This is a genomic window from Paenibacillus sp. 11B, from assembly GCF_030487755.1.
Lineage (GTDB): Bacteria > Bacillota > Bacilli > Paenibacillales > Paenibacillaceae > Paenibacillus > Paenibacillus vandeheii.
Genome location: NZ_JAUKNS010000005.1, coordinates 33,413 through 54,296 on the forward strand (window position 1 = coordinate 33,413; position 20,884 = coordinate 54,296).

The 20,884-nt window shown below is 46.9% G+C and carries 19 protein-coding genes; 6 read left to right on the plus strand and 13 right to left on the minus strand.

Going from position 1 to position 20,884, the window contains the following annotated elements; translation table 11 throughout:
* Positions 1-17: 17 nt before the first annotated feature.
* Positions 18-278 (plus strand): hypothetical protein, encoded by a 261-nt coding sequence (locus Q0V21_RS22305; protein ID WP_301880676.1) that lies wholly within the window; start codon positions 18-20, stop codon positions 276-278.
* Positions 279-381: 103 nt separating this feature from the next.
* On the opposite strand, the gene Q0V21_RS22310 is transcribed toward Q0V21_RS22305, so the two are convergent.
* Complete coding sequence (locus tag Q0V21_RS22310; protein ID WP_301880677.1) at positions 382-1,308, minus strand: tyrosine-type recombinase/integrase; 927 nt, start codon at positions 1,306-1,308, stop codon at positions 382-384.
* A gap of 172 nt (positions 1,309-1,480) precedes the next feature.
* On the opposite strand from Q0V21_RS22310, the gene Q0V21_RS22315 reads away from it, so the two are divergent.
* Positions 1,481-1,681 carry a cold-shock protein gene (locus tag Q0V21_RS22315; RefSeq protein ID WP_024628826.1) on the plus strand — a complete coding sequence of 67 codons (201 nt, stop codon included), beginning with the start codon at positions 1,481-1,483 and terminating at the stop codon, positions 1,679-1,681.
* A 73-nt stretch (positions 1,682-1,754) separates the two neighbouring features.
* Complete coding sequence (locus tag Q0V21_RS22320) at positions 1,755-2,027, plus strand: HU family DNA-binding protein (RefSeq protein WP_024628827.1); 273 nt, start codon at positions 1,755-1,757, stop codon at positions 2,025-2,027.
* Between the two features lie 271 nt (positions 2,028-2,298).
* Here the strand turns inward: Q0V21_RS22320 and Q0V21_RS22325 are convergent, their stop codons facing one another.
* The 9 genes from Q0V21_RS22325 to Q0V21_RS22365 form a co-directional block, all read right to left on the minus strand.
* Complete coding sequence (locus Q0V21_RS22325; RefSeq protein ID WP_301880678.1) at positions 2,299-3,099, minus strand: ABC transporter ATP-binding protein; 801 nt, start codon at positions 3,097-3,099, stop codon at positions 2,299-2,301.
* Positions 3,100-3,159: 60 nt separating this feature from the next.
* The gene (locus Q0V21_RS22330; protein WP_301880679.1) at positions 3,160-4,293 is read right to left on the minus strand and encodes an ABC transporter ATP-binding protein; all 1,134 of its coding nucleotides are present in this window, start codon (positions 4,291-4,293) and stop codon (positions 3,160-3,162) included.
* A 4-nt stretch (positions 4,294-4,297) separates the two neighbouring features.
* Positions 4,298-5,134, minus strand: a complete 837-nt coding sequence (locus tag Q0V21_RS22335) for an ABC transporter permease (RefSeq protein WP_024628830.1) — start codon at positions 5,132-5,134, stop codon at positions 4,298-4,300.
* 1 nt (position 5,135) lies between these two features.
* Complete coding sequence (locus tag Q0V21_RS22340) at positions 5,136-6,146, minus strand: ABC transporter permease (protein ID WP_079349874.1); 1,011 nt, start codon at positions 6,144-6,146, stop codon at positions 5,136-5,138.
* 89 nt (positions 6,147-6,235) lie between these two features.
* Positions 6,236-8,047 carry an ABC transporter substrate-binding protein gene (locus Q0V21_RS22345; RefSeq protein WP_301880681.1) on the minus strand — a complete coding sequence of 604 codons (1,812 nt, stop codon included), beginning with the start codon at positions 8,045-8,047 and terminating at the stop codon, positions 6,236-6,238.
* 203 nt (positions 8,048-8,250) lie between these two features.
* Complete coding sequence (locus Q0V21_RS22350) at positions 8,251-8,931, minus strand: response regulator (RefSeq protein ID WP_301880905.1); 681 nt, start codon at positions 8,929-8,931, stop codon at positions 8,251-8,253.
* Entirely contained in the window at positions 8,928-10,166 is a 1,239-nt protein-coding gene (locus Q0V21_RS22355; RefSeq protein ID WP_301880682.1) for a sensor histidine kinase, read from the minus strand. The genes Q0V21_RS22350 and Q0V21_RS22355 overlap by 4 nt, the downstream gene beginning before the upstream one ends.
* Positions 10,167-10,199: 33 nt before the next feature.
* Positions 10,200-10,646, minus strand: a complete 447-nt coding sequence (locus Q0V21_RS22360; protein WP_301880683.1) for a hypothetical protein — start codon at positions 10,644-10,646, stop codon at positions 10,200-10,202.
* Between the two features lie 249 nt (positions 10,647-10,895).
* Entirely contained in the window at positions 10,896-11,549 is a 654-nt protein-coding gene (locus Q0V21_RS22365; protein WP_301880684.1) for a Vat family streptogramin A O-acetyltransferase, read from the minus strand.
* Between the two features lie 217 nt (positions 11,550-11,766).
* On the opposite strand from Q0V21_RS22365, the gene Q0V21_RS22370 reads away from it, so the two are divergent.
* From Q0V21_RS22370 to Q0V21_RS22380, 3 genes are all read left to right on the plus strand, one after another.
* Positions 11,767-12,288, plus strand: coding sequence for a hypothetical protein (locus tag Q0V21_RS22370; RefSeq protein WP_301880685.1), 522 nt, complete (start codon positions 11,767-11,769; stop codon positions 12,286-12,288).
* Positions 12,289-12,359: 71 nt separating this feature from the next.
* Complete coding sequence (locus Q0V21_RS22375; protein WP_301880686.1) at positions 12,360-13,034, plus strand: ATP-binding cassette domain-containing protein; 675 nt, start codon at positions 12,360-12,362, stop codon at positions 13,032-13,034.
* A complete protein-coding gene (locus Q0V21_RS22380; RefSeq protein ID WP_301880687.1) occupies positions 13,006-13,962 on the plus strand; it encodes an ABC transporter permease subunit in 957 nt (318 codons plus the stop codon). Before Q0V21_RS22375 ends, Q0V21_RS22380 begins: the two co-directional genes overlap by 29 nt.
* A gap of 89 nt (positions 13,963-14,051) precedes the next feature.
* On the opposite strand, the gene Q0V21_RS22385 is transcribed toward Q0V21_RS22380, so the two are convergent.
* From Q0V21_RS22385 to Q0V21_RS22395, 3 genes are all read right to left on the minus strand, one after another.
* Positions 14,052-14,327 (minus strand): copper amine oxidase N-terminal domain-containing protein, encoded by a 276-nt coding sequence (locus Q0V21_RS22385; protein WP_301880688.1) that lies wholly within the window; start codon positions 14,325-14,327, stop codon positions 14,052-14,054.
* Positions 14,260-16,062, minus strand: a complete 1,803-nt coding sequence (locus tag Q0V21_RS22390) for a CotH kinase family protein (protein WP_301880690.1) — start codon at positions 16,060-16,062, stop codon at positions 14,260-14,262. Before Q0V21_RS22390 ends, Q0V21_RS22385 begins: the two co-directional genes overlap by 68 nt.
* 342 nt (positions 16,063-16,404) lie before the next feature.
* On the minus strand, positions 16,405-20,826 hold the full coding sequence (locus Q0V21_RS22395) for an alpha/beta hydrolase fold domain-containing protein (RefSeq protein WP_301880906.1): 4,422 nt from the start codon (positions 20,824-20,826) through the stop codon (positions 16,405-16,407).
* Positions 20,827-20,884 lie beyond the last annotated feature (58 nt).

The following is a 20,884-nucleotide window of genomic DNA, read 5'->3' on the forward strand; positions in this document are numbered from 1 at the left end:
GGAAACTGTTCAACAGCTTGGAGGATTCGTTAAACACACTTCCCCATAAAGAACAATCTTCCTTCATCGCTGCCTATTATAGTAACGAACGAAGAACTATGTTGGAAAAAGGGGACATCATGCCAGCCTTGCTTTTACATCCAGATCATACAAAGGCGATACAGTTTTGGGAAAAGCATAATGGAACCTATGCCATGATAATGATGGATACCCGAATCAATGAAAATGGCAAAGACGAGTGGTATGTAAGTCGTTCGCAGGAAATAAATAAGCCCTAACCCACTTCAGCGGGCTAGGGCGTTAATCTTCTTCAAGAGGGAACTGCTCAGGTCCAGTTCTATCCACTGCTGTGTACACTCATGCTCAATTGCTGCATGTGCTTTAATACGATTCCGTTTCTCCATCCTCTTCTACTGACGAAGATAGATTGGCATTTAACCCCTTCACGTAAATCATGGTGGTATCGGGATTGGTATGCCCCATCATTTCGGCCAAGCGATGCAGTGGTGTATGCTCGGCCATAGCGTATCCGAACCGATGACGAAGATCATGGGAACTTAGCCCTTCCAGTCCGGCTGTGGTCATCACCTTTTTGATCAAATGGCGCAGCGCCCTCTCCGTTAAGCGATCACTGGTTTTCTCGGAAGGAAACAGGTAAGGACTATCCAGATCAAGTCCAGCCATATACGCCTTCAACATCGCAATACACGTCATGTTCAGCGGAATTTTCCGTTGACCGTTTCGTTTATCGGCCCTCACGGTGAGTTGCCCGCTTCGTTTTCCCAATTCAATATCTATGGGAGCAAGATTACATACCTCCATCGTTCGCAAACCCGTATGAAACATGAGAGTAAGGATGGTCTGATCCCGAAGCGAGTTGCCGTTCTCAACCGCAGATATGAACGATTGTTCTTCCTCGGTAGTCATTCGGCGCGGGCTAACCTTGTCTTCCGGAATGAATTTCAGTGGTTTGGCAGGATCACTGATGATCCTGGATTCCGAGGCGGCCCACTTGAAAAAACGCTTCAATGTAATCAATCTGCGATTAATGGTAGATGGTTTCAATTGCATTACCTTTTGTGAATCTTCCCGGTAACGGACTAAAGTCGATGTCTGCACGTCCTCGATTTGGAATGAGATCCCTTCCCCCCGAGAATTATTTCCTTTATACCATTCGGTAAAATGCTTCAAATCACTCGCATATTCCTTCAAGGTTTTGGGAGTCAATTCTCCCTTAATCGTAAGTATATGTATGAATTCCTGAACAACCATTTCTCCTTGTACCGAAGTACCAGATCCCTTATCCAATAGAAAAAACCTCCAAATCTTGACTTATATTAGCGGACATGGTATTATCATATTAATCGATACATTAGCGGACATCAAGTCTGTGGGTTTGAATATACCTGATTAGCGTTGATTTTCTAAATTAGCCTTTTCAAAATGGTCGTTTAAAAACTTATTTTTTTGGAGGAATCACATGCAAACAGGTACAGTGAAATGGTTTAACGCGGATAAAGGATTTGGCTTTATCGAAACTGAAGAAGGAACAGACGTATTCGTTCATTTCAGTGCAATTCAAGGCGACGGCTACAAATCTTTGGATGAAGGACAACGCGTCCAATTTGAAGTAACTCAAGGTAACCGTGGACCACAAGCTGAGAACGTTACTAAAGTTTAATTATATTAAGGCTGCCTGTACAAGGCAGCTTTTTGTTTTATTTCAACCAAATACGAAAAGTGAGGTATGACAAATGGACAAAGAACAATTGATCACAGAAGTAGCCAAGAACGGCGGATTCTCCAAAAAGAACGCTGAAAAGGCCGTAACGGTTGTACTGGATTCGATTTTGGAAGCATTGAAAGAAGGCAAAGAGGTTCAACTGGTTGGATTCGGCAAATTCGAAGTACGTAATCGTGAAGCACGTACGGGCAAGAGCCGCAGAACAGGCAAGGAAATTCAACTTCCAGCAGGTAAGGTTCCTGTATTTACAGCCGGATTAACGATGAAAGAAGCTTTAAACTAAACAGCAACAACAGGATTGGAAAAGAGGTTTTTATTCAAACACACAATGAACATTTTGATGTAAATGTCGTGTTTTCTACGGTTGATGATATCATTAACTTTTATTCCGGCAAGCAGACAGACCAGAATAACGCGGAAGATCACACCCATTCAACACCCCCATTAGAAGAGTCTGCACAGACGCCACAACCACCCACTCGCTAAAACGAACCTTTCATCTTGGACAATAAGAAGCCCTGTTCCGCTCAACACGGTCCAGGGCTTGATTTGTGTCAATCGAGCACCCAGGGAGAATGAATTTTGGGTACGTCATTGATTAATTGCTTGGTATAGGGATGCTCTGCATGGTGAATGACCTCCTCTGCTCTCCCTGCCTCCACCATTCGTCCTTGCTCCATAATGCAGATCGTGTCGCTCACATAATAAGCCAGCCCCACGTCGTGCGTAATAAATACAATAGTCATGCGGTTCTCGTCACGCAGCTTGAGCAGCATATCCAGAATGGTTGAACGCGAGCAGGCATCCACCATGGAAGTCGGTTCATCCGCAATCAGCACCTTGGGATGCAGCATGAAAATGCGGGCAATCATAAGCCGTTGCATCTGTCCACCGGACAGTTCAAACGGATATTTGTTGTATAATTCCTCGAACTTCAGGTTAACGAAGGAACAGGCTTCCTTCATTTTGGCATATTCCTCGTCCTTGTTCAGTTTCAGTCCCTGAAGTTTGATACAGTCCACCAGCAGCTTTTCCACCCGGTGAAATACGTTGAACGAGGAGAACGGGTCCTGGAAAATGGCCTGAATATCCTTCCAATAGGCTTTACGCTCACGGTACCGCTTCAGCTGTCTTGGCTTGCCATCGTATTCGATCGCTCCATCCGATTCCTTGAGCAATCCCATAATCATTTTCGCAAGCGTGGTCTTACCACTGCCGCTCTCTCCCACAATGGAGATAATCTCCCCTTCATGAAAATCAAAGCTCACATCGTCCACCGCTGCCTTTTTGCGATTGCCTGTACCGTACACCTTGGACAGATGGCGGCCGCTGATCAGCACCTTGCCCATCGTCATACTACCTCACTCCTTTCAGGGAGCCTTGATCCGAGCCGATTACGCCCAGAAGGAATCATTTCATTGGTCTGCACTATCGTCTGTGTCAACTTGAACATCCTCGACTTCTTCTCCGTTAGAAGCGTTCTCCTCTTGGTTCTGTTCCCGCTCCTGGAACTCATCATTCCGCTCCTGCTCGAAGTGCCCTTCCTGCTCCTTCACCCTGATCTGCTCCAGCATCTCCGGTGTCAGGAGACAGCGATATAAGCGCCCATCAACATGAATGTTCTCAATTTTCCCTTGGCGGCACTCGTCGGTCACCAGTGTACAGCGCTCTGCGAAGCGACAGCCTTCCGGCACATTTTTCAGATTCGGTGGTGCACCGGGAATGGCAGCCAGCTTATGCTCCTTCATGCCCTCTTCCGGAACAATGATGGAGCCCATCAGCTTGCGGGTATAAGGATGCAGTGGATTGAAAATCATTTGCTCTGCCGTTCCTCGCTCCACGATCTCCCCGGCATACATCACCATAATTTCATCCGTCACATGGTACAGCAATGGCAACTCATGTGTGATGAATACCAGTGACTTGATGACCTTGCGGTTCAGCAAATCCTTCAACAAACGGATGACCGCCTTCTGAGAAGTGACGTCCAGTGCCGAAGTAGGTTCATCCGCAATCAGCACATTCGGATTCAGAATCGTGGAGATCGCGATGACCGTACGCTGCTTCATACCGCCGGACAATTCATTTGGATACATATCCAGCACATCCGGCGACAGATTCAATGATTGGAAGCGCTCCGTAGCCATCTTCCGCACATCCGGACGTTTCATCTCCGGACGATGTTCCTTCATGATGTCTTCAATAAACCTGATAATCCGCAGCGTTGGATTCAGTGCATTCATGGCAGCCTGGGGAATATAGGCAATTTCCTTGCCCAGAATACGAGCACGAAGCTGCTCTTTGTTCAACTGCATAATATCGGTACCATTGATCCGGATCGAACCACTGCCATAATGCAGGGGCGGGAAATAAAAGCCCATCAGGCTAAGTGCCAGCGTTGATTTGCCACAGCCCGATTCACCTGCAATACCAAGAGTCTGCCCCTCTTCCAGTCCAAATTCCACCCCGTCAACGGCAAAGACATTTTCCTTGAGCCGGGTACGGTAGTAGGTTTTGAGACCGCTGACCTGAAGTATAGGTTGGTTCATGGTCTTAGCTCCTTATTTTCGGATTGAAAATTTCGTCCATGCCCGTATTCATCAGATAAAGCGAGAAGGTAATGACGGCAATCGCCAGCGCCGCAGGAATGAATGCCCACCATGCCCCTGCTACTGGTGCTTCGAACACCAATGCCCAGTTCATCAAAATGCCGAGTGAGATCGTATTATACGGTCCCAGCCCCAGCATGGAGATGGAAGCTTCGGACAGGATGCCCGAGGCCGTCTGGAGTACAAAAGCCATCACTACATAAGACGCGATATACGGCAAAATCTCATGAATAATGATCCGTGGCGTACTGTGTCCCGAAATTTTCGCAATATGCACATGATCCCGGCTGCGAAGAGATGTCGTCTGGGCTCGCACAGCCCGGGCTGTCCAGGGCCAGCTGGTTATCCCGATAATAATGGCCGTCACTAGAGAACTGCGTGAATCAATACTGACCGAGATCAAGATCAGGATGATGAACGAAGGTATAACGATGAATATGTTGGTAATTGCCGTCAGAAAGTTATCCAGCATTCCTCCGATATATCCCGACACCAGGCCCATGACCAGACCGATAACGGTCGCAAAAATACCTGCAATCAGTCCCACGCGTATAGACGTCTGGATGCCATACATCAATTCAAGGAAAATATCCCGTCCAAAATTGTCCGAGCCAAGCAGCAGGCCATCACCCGGCGGCTGGAACGCCATCGCAATCATCTCCAGGGGATCACTGCGATTGATGAGCGGATAGATCGTAACCAAGAGCAGCATGCCGACAAAAGTCACCGCACCGATCATGAATTTGGGTGACTTCAGCAAAATCGAGATCGAATGCTTCATATCACTGTTCCTCCATTTGAGCGGCCTTGATGCGCGGGTCAATGAAGCCGTAGATGACATCAATGGTAAAATTCGCAAGCAATACAGCAATGGCAATCAGCAGCGTGCACCCCGAGATTAGTGGGTAATCCAGCTGCCTTATGGCCGTGAACAGCCATGTGCCGATGCCCGGATAACTGAATACAATCTCACAGATGAGTGATCCGCCAACCATCGTGCCGATGGAGAGCGCAAGTCCCGTAATTTGCGGCAGCATGGCGTTGCGGAATACATAACGCGCAATTCGGCCGTCGCGTATGCCCAGCAATTTACTGTACAGCACATAGTCGGAATTCAGCTCATAGATGGACATCTCTCGCATGCCAATAGCCTGACCACCAATGGTCACGAGAACAATGGAGAGAAACGGCAAGGTATGGTGTCGAACCACGGACATGATGAAGTCGAAGCTCAGCTGTGGTACCATCTGGAAGTCATATCCCCCCGACAGCGGGAACCATTTCAGTGATAACGCAAAGACATACAGCATAATAATAGCCAGAGTAAAAAAGGGAATGGAGTTGATAAACAACGCTACCGGAAACAGCACTTTATCAAAAACACCCTTCCGGTACGCCGCAATAGCCCCGAGCAAATTGCCAATCAGCCAGCCGACCAGAATGGCCGGAAGCTGAAGCCCCACCGTCCAAGGGACGGCGGAGGCCAGAATGTCCGTCACAGGCTTCGGATACAGTCCAAAGGACGTACCGAGGTTGCCTGTAAACAGATTTTTCAAATAGATGCCGAATTGTGTCCATAGCGGCTGATCAATGCCGAATTCAACCGTAAACGTCTCATACACCCGCTTGATGGAATCCGAGTCGGTCATCCCTGACGTCATTTTGGAAGCGATCATGCTCACCGGATTGCCCTCAATCAGTCTTGGCAAAATAAAATTCAGTCCGATGGCAATGACCAGGGTCAGGCCGTACCAGAATACTTTTTTGGCGACATATCTGGAATAGGCATTCATAGAATTTAGCACCCCCGAGTTTAGCGGATAAGGGCCTTATGTCTGAAGTGACGTGTTACTTCATCGTGTCCTGATTCAATATGAGTTCCTTAATTGTGAATCTGATATAACGCCTTGATGCCGGCTCCATCCATCGAGATTTGCGGTGGAATGTTGGTGCCGTCTCCTTCGGTCGGGAAACCTTTCCAGACCGATTCATTCACGGTGTCGAACACCCATGGTCTGTACATCAACGGAATGGAAGGAATGTCTTTCAGCCAGATCGTATTCAGTTCGGTGTACAATGACTTCAGCTTCGCCTCGTCAGACACGGATGGAATCTCTTCAATAATGGCGTCTGCGCGGTCATTCTGGTAACGTCCCCAGTTCCAGAACGCCATCTCGCCCATTGGGGCAACCCCTTTGGAGTACATGATCGTCATCGCACGGTTCCAAGGCTGGCTTGGGCTGACCCCGCCCGCCGGTGTGTTCATGATGATATCGAATTTGCCGGTTTGCAGATCATTCGTCCACACCGGGGATTCTGGGAATTTGGTGCGAATCTCGATACCGATAGCCTTGGCGCTCTGTGCTACGATCTCCAGGGCAGCATTCCAGTCAGACCAACCGTATGGGCATTCAACTTCGAAAGGTCCAAGGCGTGTGCCGTTAAGGACGCGGATGCCATCCTTGCCTTTCTTCGCTCCAATCTTGTCGAGCAGGGCATTGGCACCTTCAATATCCATCGTCCATTGCAACGATTTGATGGCATCCTGGTCAATGTATTTGGACTCGGCGTCCGAGTTCAAGGTCAGGGAAGGCTGCATCGGTGCAGAATATCCGCTCATGGCGAGCTCCGAGATTTTGTCATAGTTGATGCTCATGGCTATCGCGCGGCGAACGTCAGCATTATCGAGTCCAGCTTTGGACAGATTGAAGAAAATGCTTGGCATGGAACCGGGCAGATAATACGGCGCATCCTTCAGATATGTTTTGACGGCAGCCCCGCCTTCCCACATCTTCCACACCTGAGGGATAAACTGCTGCGAGACGTCCACTTGCCCACTCTTGAACGCCAGATCTCCTGCGGCATTGTCCTTGTAGATCACATGGGTGATGTACTTCGGTGCAGGCAGCTTGCCAAACAATTTCTGGCCCCAGTAGTTGTCGTCACGGACAATCGTAATTTTCTGGTCGTTATAAAAATGAAGCTTATATGCTCCGGTTCCCACCGGATTGTCATTGATCTCTTTGCGAATCGCGGTCAGATCATTATTGTTCTTCTTCTCGATCTCTGCCCAGATGTGCTTCGGCAGCATCGGAATCAGTTCAATGCTGTCTAGTACGGTCAGTTTGTTCGGGTTATCGGGGTTCAGCTTGATTTCCACGGCCTGTGCTCCATCTGCTGTCACCTCACTGATGTAAGTCCAGAAGCTGCTCCAGTTGATATCGTATTTTTTGCCCAGCTCATAGGTATATACAACATCATCTGCCGTAAAATCCGTCCCGTCGCTCCACTTCGCATCCGCATTCAATTCAATACGCAGTGTGGTTTCATCCGTCCATTCATACGACTTGCCCAGGAGAGGTTCAAGCCCACCGTCCAGCTGATTCACCATGAACAGCGTCTCGTACACCAGTTCCCTGGAGTTGCCGTAATTCACAGGAAATGCGGGATTTCCGCTCAGCAGATTAAAGTTGGTAGGTGGCCCCCATTGCAGCCCGTTGATATACAAGGTCTCGTTACGCGGGGTTTCCTTGTTGGTTTGTGGTGCAGGTTCGTTCTGGGTTGTCGTGGTCGGTGTATCCACCGTCCCTTGTGGTTCACTTACTGATGGCGGCTGAACACTTTGGCATGCGGCTAACAGCGTGACAGACATGAACAGAGCAACGAGCGGTTTTGCAGCACTCTTGAATCGCATCCTGAACCCCTCCGTGAATTCATTTTGACATTATTGGAAGCGCTTACTTAAAGTTATTCTATGACTTATCTCACACCAAACATTCCATCTCTTTTCTCAATGTTGAGACATTGTTTTGCGGTCACACGAAATAACCAGCTCCGCATGGGGCAGCTGGTTATTTATTGATTTGTATTATTACTCCACTAAGGATGAAGCACCGTTTACTTGACGAATCCATTACGAATCGCAAAGACGACCGCCTGTGTGCGGTCTTCCACCTGAATCTTTTGCAGAATACGATGTACATGAGTCTTGACTGTGCTCTCTCCAATAAAAAGCTTACGGGCAATCTCCTCATTCCGTAATCCGTATGCCATCTGTTGCAAAACCTCCAATTCCCGTCCGGTAAAGGGTTCTGGCAGTTGTTCGTTTGCTACCGTTTCCTTCACCGAATCCGGATGACTCGGGGTTGAACGAATGGCGAGGCCGATCACCTTCGATGCCACCGCAGTGCGATAAATAGCCTCCCCCCGGTACGCAGCTCGTACCGCATCTACAAGTTCATCCGGTGCCGCATCCTTGAGCAAATATCCGACGGCTCCAGCACGTATTCCTTTGTACACATAATCCTCATGATCGAAGGTGGTCAGGATGACTACTTTGCAGTCAGGCAGCACCTTCAGCAACTCCGCTGTCGCTTCCAGTCCGTCTCCTGCTTCCATCTGCACATCCATTAACACCACATGTGGACGAACCTCAGCTGCCAGCCGGACTGCTTCATGTCCCCCGCCCGCTTCGCCTACCACTTCCATATCCTGCTGTGCACTAATAATAAAACGGAGCCCATGCCGGACCAGATGCTGGTCGTCCACGAGTAGTACATGTATGTTCTGCTCCATTATTGTTCATCACCTCCCATCATCTCCTTCGCATCTTGAGGAATCGTAAGGGTTAGCCTCATTCCATGTGGGTCGACCGCATCAATGGACAAGGAGCCGCCTGCCCTTTCACACCTTGCTCTCATACTCGACAGTCCAAAACCGGGGGAGATCGGATTTTCTTTTCGATACATTCCGTTATCCTCCACAATCATATAAAGCTGATTCTCCTTCTCCAATATGTCCACCTTCACTTGGGAAGCCTGGGCATGACGAATGATATTCGTTAACGCTTCCTGAAGTACACGGTACAGTAGCTCGGACGTTTCTGGCGTCCAATGACTCGTCTGCTCCTGGGGAGTGAGTTTGATCGTGAAGCCTGCCATCTCTCGTATCTCATTCACCAGACTCGTCAAGGCGACCAGCCCGAGGCCTGCTTCATTGCTGCCCATCTGATGAGCAACGGTCCGAACCTCCTGGAGACATTGTCTGACCACTTCAAGTACTGTTCCCATCGCTTTGTCCGCTTCCGCTGCGTCCATCTTCATCATATAAGGTAATGCCTGAAGCTGAACAATAATGGAGGTCAATCGGTTGCCAACACTGTCATGCAAATCCATAGAGATCCGGCTTCGCTCTTCAAGCACGGCATACTGCATCAATCGCACGGTAGCCTGCTCCAGCTCCTGATGTGTATCCTGAAGCTCCTGATGGGCATGTGTCAGTTCAGCATGTACATTCTGCAATTCCTCATAATGGCGTTTGCTGTCCTGTCTGCTTTCCCGTCTAATTCTTGCAGCCCAGCACAGAATATAGGTTACAGCGTGAGCCATCGAATACACCAGAATCTGATCACCTTCGTATTCATCCACATAAAGTAGCGCCGCATTCCCGATGAGAATAATGATACCAAGCAACGAAGAACGATGGATGGGCAGCTTCAGCGCAGTATATCCGATGAGATAAAAGGTTAATTCAAATATGCGACTCTCGGCTTGGAAGAATTGGGCATAGAGCAGCGTCACGACCCAAATCACCAATACCGCTAACGTCCGTATTCGCTCATTTCGAAGTGACTGTGGAACCCAAACCAACATCAGGTACGGCAGCCTAACGATCAGTCCTGCACCCAACTCGACCCACGACAATTCTTTGAGGGGCTCAATCAGACTGTAGAGCAGTAACAACGTTAAAATAATATCTGCTGTATGATCCAGTACCACCGTTCGAATCTGCATCCATTTCGAATCGTTCTGCATAGCTATCCTTTCCAATCCTAAAATGTGAAACGATTATACACCTCTGCCTTGAAAACGCTGGACTTTGGCATACAGAAAATAACGTCGGGCAGCGATGCTTCCCAAAGGCAGAAACAACAGAGCACTGCTCAGGGAGACCAAAGCATGATGCACATCCCATTGGCTGGCGAGCTGTCTCAGCATCATAACTACGATCAGGAGCAAGCTGCTGGCCAGAGATCCCTTGGACATCATTTTGCCTGTGGTCGGATGGATTCGAAGCTGTTCCAGATGTACACGCCACGCGCCAAGCCCGCAACCTATAATGAGAAAAACAATATATAACAGGATGTTGCCCACCGTTAGTGGCGTCTGTGCTATGCTCGAAAGCACCCAAAACGCAAGAATAGCTGGTAACAACCATAAACGTGAGGTCTTCACTTCTTTCTCCCTTAAAGATAACAATAGAACAATGACGGCTACAATCACAATATTCATCATGTTTCTTTCCTCACCTTCTCCACATGTTCTTCGATCTACATTCAGTGTAGCCGAATTCCGCGGCAGTTAAGTCCACCTATAGATGGATTGGCTCTCTTAGGCGCTTCCATCCAGGGGCTTAATGTGGATATGCAAGGTTGCATGAAGTGCGATGATAATGGAGCATTTGGAGGCCGAAATAAAAAAAGCCGGCTCCATAAGGAACCAGCGATAGCCTCGCATTTTTGCAAATGAATTCACGCACATAACCTACTTGCTCTTCAAAAGCTCACGCAAAGTCTGCGAATCATGCGAATCATATGTAGAGACCAGTCGATCCAAATGTGTGTCCAACCACGCCTCATCCTGATCCCACCATTTCAGCTCCATCAGTAAAGCAATGATTTCATCGTCGAAGCGCTTTTTAATTGGCTTGGAAGGATTTCCACCCACAATGGTGTAAGGCTCGATGTCTTTGGTGACCGTAGCATTGGAAGCGACGATGGCACCGTCTCCAATAGTGACACCCGGCATAATGGTTACATTTTGCCCAATCCAGACGTCGTTTCCCAATACAGTGTCTCCCTTAAAAGGAAGCTGATCCAGCGTAGGGGTTACTCTCTCCCAACCAGCACCGAAAATATTGAAGGGATAAGTCGTCATGCCCTCCATTCGATGATTGGCACCATTCATAATGAATGTCACGCCTTCGGCAATTGCACAAAATTTGCCGATCACCAGACGATCACCCAGGAAATCATAATGATGCTGAATGCGGTCATAAAATTGCTCGGGTGGACGACTATTGTCACTATAATACGTATAATCACCGATCAGCACATTAGAGCGCGGCGGCAAATTTTGAATGTAACAAACGGTACGAATATTATCATTAGGAAAAAGTTTTGTTTTATCGGGAGCCATATGTGTTCCCTCCTTTTCCCTCATTGTATCAGAAATATAACCTTGTATATGAGCTAGCAAAGACATTTAAATATTATCTCCCTATATAATAGGTAAGACACCACAACAAAAAAACAAAATATGTAAAAACAAATATATTTTTTACAAATAAATGTATACTTTTGTAATTTTTTTTGGTAATATTTAAAAGTATTCTAATTATATGGGAGGTTTTCGAATGAAATTATCGCGTATTTTACCGAAAGTTGCGTCAGGTGCTTTAGCTTTAAGTTTACTATTCTCTGTTTCTCCAATTTTCGCTTCGGGTGTTCAGGACCTCACTCCTGATCAACTTGAAGTAATTAAAGCAGCAAACAATGCTACACTTAGTCAGGTGAACAAGGAGAATATTAGTGAAGACAATGTAAGCTCATTAGCGGCAGCTACTTCCTCTTATTCAGTAAAATTATCAAGAGGCAGTTTTCTAGCTTGGTCCGATGCGGTAGTAGATTGGACTGCAAATGCAACTCAAATCACAACGAGTAGTGGTAGCCAAGATTCAGGATTTGTATTTCCGAATACTGTGAGAAAAGGTGGTATCACTAAGCAAAGTTCTTCTGCTGCTTCTTACCATATCTATCTTTCTAAAACTACCATCGGAGCCGGAGTAGTCACTCCTTGGGGAGATGTAAACGTCTACGAGTCTGACTTTTCCGATTACATTAAAGTTTTCAAAGATGGGACAGCTACTAACTACTAAAATACTTATAACAACTGAAAACAACGACCATTTACAATGGTCGTTGTTTTCAGTTATGAGAGGTGACAACTATGATAACTATATCAAAACTATCAAAAGAATATAAAAAACAAGTTATTTTCAATAATATCGAATTACAAATTCCTGAAAATAAAATTACATTTATTTCGGGGCCAAATGGTTCTGGAAAAAGCACTTTACTAAAATGTCTTTTAAATCTCGAAAATTACCATGGGGAAATCAAATATAATGATCAACCTTTAGAAGAAGTTAGAGAAAAGGTATTGGTTGTTTATGATAACAGTCCCCTTTATCACAATTTAACGGGACTTCAAAATTTAGAGTTGTTATCTAATCAAACATCTAGTTTAAATGAAAAAAATCATAATATATTAATGCCACATTTTCTTAAACCAGAAATTCTCAAAAATAAAGTTAAATCTTATTCTTTGGGACAAAGAAAAAAATTAAGCCTTATGATAGCTTTGGTAACTAAGCCCAAATACTTATTTCTTGATGAAGCTTCCAATGGATTAGATCACGATACTCTGATGGATCTCAAAATTATATTAGAAAAGTTGTCAATGGATACCACGATTGTAGCAATAGGGCATCATTTTGAATATTACACATCCATCATTGATGATCTAATTTTAATCCATGATCAATCTGCGATCCAAATCAAAGATTTCAAACTTCATGAGGGGGAAGGATTGAATGAAATCTACGAACGTTACATTAAATAGTACAAAAAAAGAACTGAAATATCAGTGGTATTCTCACATAATATGGATCACTGTAATTATTTCTGTCTTCATTTCTTTCCTCAACATATATGGCTTAAAATCAAAGGCTACGAGTTCCTATGACCTATATGTTAAAACTTATAATTTGTATAAAGAAGAAGGTATGGATGTTGATAAAATGCTGGACATGCCAATAAATATCACAGGAACTGGTTCCGAACAAATTGTGGATAATCCTGTACGTTTTCGTTTAGCTGAAGCAGGTGATGCTATAGGATTACTCAATAATAGGTCAATTATCACAAATACATTGGAATGGATGACATTTGTTTTTTTTCCAATTATTTTTGTAATCTATTCTATATATCTAGCCTCTTATGACTATAAATATAAAACTATTAGAATAAAAGCAACTCAAATGGCTTCATCGCAATTAATCACATCAAAATTTCTCTCCTTATATTTAGGAGTTTTAATTATTTTTATTACGACAATACTTGTTTCATTCATAACAGGATATTTGTTTCACCAACAAATCATCAATGGAATTCCAAATGACATTTCAGCAAGATTTAATACTAGCCTGGATCATAACAACCTAATTGTTCAACTTTTATTCAGTTTAATGATAAGTCTTGTCTTTGCATCAATCGGTTTTCTACTGGGGATTTTATTTAAATCAGCACTTTTACCTGTCATTATATTTTTTGTATACGATTTTATAGTTCCCGTGCTTGGAAAATATGATATACGCAACATTATTTCTGTAGTAGCTCACGATATTTTCGAATTTAAAGGGAGATTCCAATTATTCAAACCAACCCCTGTTTCTGAAATGACCTCTTTTAGTATTTTAATTGCTGTCTTAGTATTATCTATTCTGTTATCCTACGTAAGCTTTTCTCGGCAAAGTAAGTACAACATGTAAAATTTATTATTCCTTCTGTAGAAAAAGCAGAGCAAAAATGGATTCGATCTGAGCATCGAATCCCTTTCCTCGTTCTCCGTAGAACAACATTACTCTACCGGAGAGATTTCATATTTGGATGTAAGTGTGACTTGTGCTGCCGTTTGATCCCAATCCACAGTCAGTCCCAGTCCTTCAGAGATGAAGCGTACCGGCACCAGCGTACGACTGTTTTTGATTATGGCTGGTGCATCAATTTCGAGCGTTTCACCATTCACCGTTGCCGTGCTGCTTCCGATCTGGAGCACAAGCGTCTGGTCATTCAGAACGGCGGTTACGGTTTTCGCTGTTTTGTCCCACGTTACTTCTGCACCCAAAAGCTTCAAGAATAGCGTTCACAGGAACCGTCACTCGTCCGCTTTGTTGCAATGGGTCTTGATCAGGGAACGTAACTGATTTGCCATCCAGGGTTACAGTGATCGCTTTGTCTGTTGTTCCTGTTCCGTTATCCGTACCTGTATCTTCCGAAGTCTCAGGCAAAGGCGTTACTTCACGTCCAAGCTGCTCTTGCAGGTTGGCAAGTCGGTTCAGGGCAAACGTGGTCAGCGATCCTGCTGCCATGGAGCCCATACCCCCACCTCCGCCAAAGTTGCCGCCAGGACGTGTCTGGGTATTGCCTGCGTTGTCTGTTGTCCCTGTTCCCGCCGTACCATCTGGCTGTGTTGGTGGTGTTGTTCCATCCGGTCGTGTCATACCTTCAAACCCTTCCGGAGGCGTCATGCCTTCCATGCCCTCTGGCGGTGTCATACCTTCAAATCCTTCTGGTGGTGTACCACCCATACCGCCCGTGCCGCCCGTTGCATCAGCGTTGGCAGAGTATGCAATGTTCGATTCAAACTGTTCTGTTGTGTAGAACTTCGTAGGATCTGCTTCTACATAAGGACGAATGATGTCAGCCAGATCTGTGATGCGGTCCTGGATGCCTTCCAGATAATCCGTCAATTCGTTGACGTAGCTCAAGTATTTTTCCTTATACTCTGGCACTTCAAGCAAGTTGTTGATCATCGGTACGTTTTCCATGCTAATGCCAAGCACTGGCTCGTCCACAGATACGTTCGTTGCATTGGTGTTGGTCGTGGATGATCCTGTTGTTCCACGTCCGCCTCCACCGGAGTATCCATTAAAGGACATGTTAAAGTCCCAAGGCACAACGGTAAATTTGCCATCCGCATCTCCATATAGCATGTAGTTGTGGCCTTTGTCACCGTTATAGCTGTCATAGTTGCCAAAAACCATGTTGCCCGCGATATATTTCAGCGCCGAATCGACATCCAATACGCTCTCAATATTGCCTTTTTCACCTTCAGGCATGTCATTCAGCGTTTTGATAAAGTTTTTGAGCTTGGTTTTGTTCTCGTCTGTACCCAAATCTTCCGTGATGGTGCTGTAGTCGCTGCCTTCTGAATATTGCAGGTAACTCTTCTCATCTGTATCGTAGAGGACTCCGTCCTCATAATCTTCACCGTAGTTGCGTTCCAGATAGCTGTCATCTACCGCTTCAACCCCGGTATAGAAACCAACCAGTTCGCCGTTTACATACAAGTTAACGTAGTTCGTCATCGGTATATCCATACCAATGCTGCGTAGAGCTTCATAATGAAGAACTTCACGCATGTACGATGGATCGGCGTAGTTGTTGTTCAGGACCATTTTGTCCAGACCGAGCAGGGTTTGTGTTTTGTCGTATTTATCGAATTTCAGTCTAAAGCTGTAGCGGTCCGAATCTTCCATTGAAGCTACGGCTTTCAAAGTCAGATTGCCCTTGGTGGAGAAACCAACGTTATCCAGCTTGTTGCCGTCCACTTCCACACTGACCTTCTTATATTCCTTATCCAGCGGGCTTTCGAGCATGCTCTTCCAGTCTGCATCATCAATCGTAACATTCACATCAATAACGTTGTCCGTCTGGAACAACGATTCATAGGCTTGCGTGACACCTGTGCTGGTGCTCGTATCTTCTGCGGCAAATGCAGCGTTCGGGCTTCCTACCACGGCAAAAGATGATGTTACCATCGTCACGGACAAGGCCGTTACTGCAACTTTACGTAGTAAACTATTCAATGATTGAATCCTCCTTCTTGGTTTCTGTTAAGCAACTGAGGCTTATGAAACCATGGTAGGGGACAAACCTTTAATGAATCTTAAATCAATGATTCACAACAAAAGTAGCCCATCAGGCTACATAAGTTGAACTATTAATGTTACACCTTATCACTCCGATTGCAGTACCATTTTCCGATCGCTCTTATCCCCAGATTTTCATCATTCCCTTTGTCCAAGGGAAAAAATCCGGTGATAAAGGCGAACGCTTCGCTTCTTCAAATTGGTTCTGCACTCTCCGTTTAGGTGTAACATTGAGCTTCAACTTATATAGACGCCTGCCAGGCTACTTGTTCTGATCATTTATAGCTCGGTAACTGTCACACCTGCTGCTTTGTAGTAGTTCTCATTTACATTGTTTAGAATGTTGACCTTCAGCAGAATGCCGACTCCGGCAAAAAGTCCGATTCCGTTCGTGTTACCTTCAATTCGGTTATTTTCAATCAACACATTCTCGGGGTTCCCTTCGCCGATGTTGCCCGCTCCAGCATCTCCTTTGTCACGCTCAAGCCGCACACCCCAGTATCCACTGGCGGTATTGTTACGGATTACATTGCCTCGAATCACCGTACCCGGTCCGTTCAACACTTTGATTCCTGCCGCATCTGCAATCGTGGTTGTATTCTCGATGAGATTATCCTCGATTAATGTATCGGGTGTGCCCATGGTTACCGAAATGCCGATTTGGCTGTTCGTGATCGTGTTGTCATGAATGTAGTTTCCTTTGCCTGACTTACTGTGGTTGCTGGGTGCTGAACCCCCTGTATTGCCGAGTCCGATACCTGCACCAGTAAGAACATCTGTAATAATGTTACCTGAGATTTCATTGAAATACTCCAGTTCGCCGTGAAGATCGATGGCATCCAGCTTTGTTCCGTTAAACGTATTGCCCCGCAGCACGTTGTTGTGGGCCACAAACTGAATCAGTGCTCCATGCCTGAGATAAGGACCTTCAAACGTGCTATCCTCTACCACATTCCATAACGTATCATTGGCAAAGCCGAGCCGATCGGTCTTGGCCGTCCCCTGAATGGAAATTCCATAGCCTGAACCTCCTGGGCCCAAATCTGTTGCATTGCGGAATATTGCATGCTTCACAACAACATCGCGGCTGTGCTCGATGCGGATAGCCATTCGTTTGAATTTCTCCACAATCACGCCATCGATCGTAATGTTATACGACGGAGCCTCGCCATAGTTGGCGATGTGAATCATGCTATCTGGCCCCCCTGCGGAGGGATTATTGGATTTGTGGTCGGTCGTGTAGCTACCGGACCAGGAAGAAGTTAGGGTCATATTGGATATGAGAATGCTATGCTGAGCCGATGCTTTCAGGACGGCGCTGCCCGTCACCTGATCCAGCGATGTCTTGAGCACGGTTCCTTCACTGCTCTCTCCTCTCAGGTTCACCCCGGATTTGAGCATCAGATTAGTGGTCCCATCTGGTCCGGATAACAAATTGTACACTCCATTAGGTAAAAACACTTCATCGCCAACGTTCGCCTCATCAATAGCAGCCTGTATAGCAAGTCGGTCATCGCTTGTATTGTCAGCCAGATCTGCACCGTAATCCCTTACATCAATCGTTCGTCCGGTTACGACATGTGGAGAATGGACAGCATGTGGTGTTCCATCTGTCTCCGTCAGACCTGGAGCGATAAAGGGCACCGTCCCCTCAGGAGGTTGTGGCTCAAGGTATGGAATCAGTGCAACAGGCGTCCCTCCCCCAGCAAAAGGGGCATACAGATGCACATCGGTCAGGCTCGTATAAATACTTGAATCTGAATTCCCAAGCCCGGTAATCCGTACATAACGTGCAGAAGTGTCCGGGATAACAAATGCTTGCATCTCTGTCGTATCCCCGCTGCTTTCTCCGCTGAACACCTGCGTCCACAGTTCACCGTCAACAGACGTTTCGATTTCAAAAAAGGTCTTCCTTACATCCCCTTTGTAAAAACCAACACCAACATAGCCAACTTGCTGCGCCTGACCCAGATCATACGTGATCCACTGCCCCTCTCCGGCAACAGACCAGCGTGTATAGCTGTTATTGTCGATGGTATTGGTCGCCAGGTTGCCGTCGCTTCCGCTTGCCGAGACGGAAGCAACCGGCAGGGTCGATACGGGAACCGCAAGGGTGGTCATATTGGTTGACAAAGCACTGCTGACGTTGCCCACCTCGTCAATGGCCCTCACTTGAAATGTGTATGATGTTCCGGCTGCAAGTCCACTGTCACGAAATGACTGCTTACCTTGTTCAGCCAACAAACCTCCATCCCGATAAATCCGGTAGGCAGATACAGCTATATCATCGTTGGCAGCGGGCCATCTCAGTTCGGCAAACTCCGTTCCCCAGTTGCGAACTACCAGGGAGGCGTTCGGCTCCCACTCCGGGGGTTGTGTGTCAGTTCCATCTTCAATTAAAGCGATGACGGATAACTGCGGACGTGGATTGCTCGTTCCGTTGGCTTCCTTGGTATACACGTTCACGGAAAAGCCTGTTGACCCGGCGTCCCCCAGCAGAAATGCCACCTGTCCCGCCTCTGAAATACTCTTCACATAATCGGTTACATCGACTTCGTAAACTGCCGGGCTTCCATTACGATCTGCCGTGACCTGGAATGTACCAAGTAGCGAACTTTCGCTGAGACTTTTGACTGGCGCATTCGACCAAGTTAACGATGATTCGCTCCAGTCTGTTGCATCCAAACCGTACACAGATAATTCCGTATCCGTATTCGACGTGCCTTTCTTTGCGGCAATCCGCAATCGATACCGATCTCCCTCGGGCTCATTTCCGGTCAAATTAAACTTGAAATACACATATTTCTTGGTGGACGAAGTCGAGGAAATGCTGAGCAATCCGGTGCTGGAACCCGTAGCCTGATTAAAATTCAGGTCAGGCTTGCCGCTGTCAATCGCCGCATCGTCGCTTGGCAGCTTGCTGGCGATGACCTTCTCTATCAACGGTTTTTCTTCATCCACTTCTTCACCTCCAGGCGAAGTGTCTTCAGGATTGCTTTTGAAAATTATTGGCTCCGTAACTACCCGGTTCTTCACATGTTCATCCAGGAAGGCCCACGCCTCTGCATTGGCAGTCTCGGATGCCGTTCCCGTAAACCCATGGCCCTGGCCGGGTACGACCTTCAGATCCACAATTGGGACACCCGCGGATTGAAGCTGTCCGGCAAAAGTAACGCTGTCGGTATAGGGAATGGTGGCGTCAGCATCGCCGTGCCGAATCCAAAACGGTGGGTCATCCGATGAAGCATATGTGCCCGGCATGGCAAGTCTGGCCTGTTCCGGTACATCGAATGCACGATGCCCGCCAAGCAGAGCCGTGACCGAGCTATAATTATTGGCAAATGTCGTCGTAAAATCAGCGGGTCCATACCAGTCGGCGACCGCCTGCACTTTGTCGGAATACTCAGGCCATCCGCCGGAACCTTCCAGATCCGGTACATCTACCGTCACTCCTGTATCGAGCACTACGGTGTCACCAGCGACCATATCCCCTGTTGTGCCGAGCAATGCTGCCAGATGGCCGCCCGCAGATGATCCCCAGACACCAATACGACTCGGGTCCAGATTGTACTGAGCTGCATGGGCCCGCAAATATCGAATAGCAAGCTTCACATCCTGAATCTGTGCTGGGAAAGGTGCCTCAGGTGTCAGCCGGTAGTCCAGAGATACACCAATGTAACCGCGTTTAAGTACATAATTACATATAGATCCGAGTGCTTGCTTTCTATCCCCATGGTTCCATCCACCTCCATGGATATAGACCATGACCGGCATCGGTTCAGCTGTCGCTGTCTCGGGAACAGCAATGGATGAATAGATTGCTCGCCCGCCAGCTGTGCCAATCTCCACATCCTCGTATAAAGTCACTCCTTGTGGTGGTGTGAATTCAGTATCCTCTTCTCCAGGCGGCACTGGAGAAGGAGCAGGTGTTATACCAGGAATGGCCTGACCGTAAATGGCAACATTATCGATATACATGTTGGCCTGCATGGCATCTCCTGTCCGAAAACGAATTTTCACCGTGCTGTTATTGTTCGCTTCCGCACCCAGCGACCAGCTTTTAAGTGTATTGCCTTCCTTGTTCTTCAGGTCCGGGGTGCCCGGTGGAAGTTCGAACGTCTCCAGCGTCGTCCAGGATGTTCCACCGTCCTTGGACCATTCGATAATGACGCTCCCACTTATATAGGAAGAAGCACGCGTGTAGTAGCTGAACCGGATGTTTCCGTATCCGGTCAGATTTAGCGGCAGTGCGAGAGCATCGGTTCCGTCCATCTTGATCATGTTGGGCAGCGACGGTGCGGTTGTGGAAGATGACGTTTTGGCCTTGCTTCCGCCTGCACCTTCCTGCAACCAGGGAGCTCTCAGTGCAATTCCACCCGTAGAGCCAAAATTGTCGGGGTCATCAAAATTTTCCGCGTAAATTTCCAGCTCCGGGCCCTCCGGATCTGGGATATTCTCCTCCTGCTTCGCATTTAAAATAGAATGAGGAGCAGCGTCATCCATTGCCCGGACTTCGTGTACTGGAACGATGGTGCCGCTAATGAGAATCACAGACATGGCAACAAGTACAACGCGCTTTTTCCACGTTTTGAACAAGTCATTCACTTGTATCCCCTCCGCACGGTAGTCAAATCTCCTGACATTATGCCCTTGCGATCTGCCCGTTCTCCGGAGCTGCTGCTTCTCGTTGACATGTTTCATCTGCACGGTGAGCAGGACATCCTATTGCTAATTGAAGTCGTTGCTTATCCCGCCCAAT

Excerpts from the sequence above, each read along its gene's own strand:
- Q0V21_RS22315 (WP_024628826.1), top strand. The coding sequence starts at position 1,481 with ATGCAAACAGGTACAGTGAAATGGTTTAACGCGGATAAAGGATTTGGC.
- Q0V21_RS22320 (WP_024628827.1), top strand. The coding sequence starts at position 1,755 with ATGGACAAAGAACAATTGATCACAGAAGTAGCCAAGAACGGCGGATTC.
- Q0V21_RS22325 (WP_301880678.1), bottom strand. The coding sequence starts at position 3,099 with ATGACGATGGGCAAGGTGCTGATCAGCGGCCGCCATCTGTCCAAGGTG.
- Q0V21_RS22330 (WP_301880679.1), bottom strand. The coding sequence starts at position 4,293 with ATGAACCAACCTATACTTCAGGTCAGCGGTCTCAAAACCTACTACCGT.
- Q0V21_RS22335 (WP_024628830.1), bottom strand. The coding sequence starts at position 5,134 with ATGAAGCATTCGATCTCGATTTTGCTGAAGTCACCCAAATTCATGATC.
- Q0V21_RS22340 (WP_079349874.1), bottom strand. The coding sequence starts at position 6,146 with ATGAATGCCTATTCCAGATATGTCGCCAAAAAAGTATTCTGGTACGGC.
- Q0V21_RS22345 (WP_301880681.1), bottom strand. The coding sequence starts at position 8,047 with ATGCGATTCAAGAGTGCTGCAAAACCGCTCGTTGCTCTGTTCATGTCT.
- Q0V21_RS22355 (WP_301880682.1), bottom strand. The coding sequence starts at position 10,166 with ATGCAGAACGATTCGAAATGGATGCAGATTCGAACGGTGGTACTGGAT.
- Q0V21_RS22360 (WP_301880683.1), bottom strand. The coding sequence starts at position 10,646 with ATGATGAATATTGTGATTGTAGCCGTCATTGTTCTATTGTTATCTTTA.
- Q0V21_RS22365 (WP_301880684.1), bottom strand. The coding sequence starts at position 11,549 with ATGGCTCCCGATAAAACAAAACTTTTTCCTAATGATAATATTCGTACC.
- Q0V21_RS22370 (WP_301880685.1), top strand. The coding sequence starts at position 11,767 with ATGAAATTATCGCGTATTTTACCGAAAGTTGCGTCAGGTGCTTTAGCT.
- Q0V21_RS22375 (WP_301880686.1), top strand. The coding sequence starts at position 12,360 with ATGATAACTATATCAAAACTATCAAAAGAATATAAAAAACAAGTTATT.
- Q0V21_RS22380 (WP_301880687.1), top strand. The coding sequence starts at position 13,006 with ATGAAATCTACGAACGTTACATTAAATAGTACAAAAAAAGAACTGAAA.
- Q0V21_RS22395 (WP_301880906.1), bottom strand. The coding sequence starts at position 20,826 with ATGAAACATGTCAACGAGAAGCAGCAGCTCCGGAGAACGGGCAGATCG.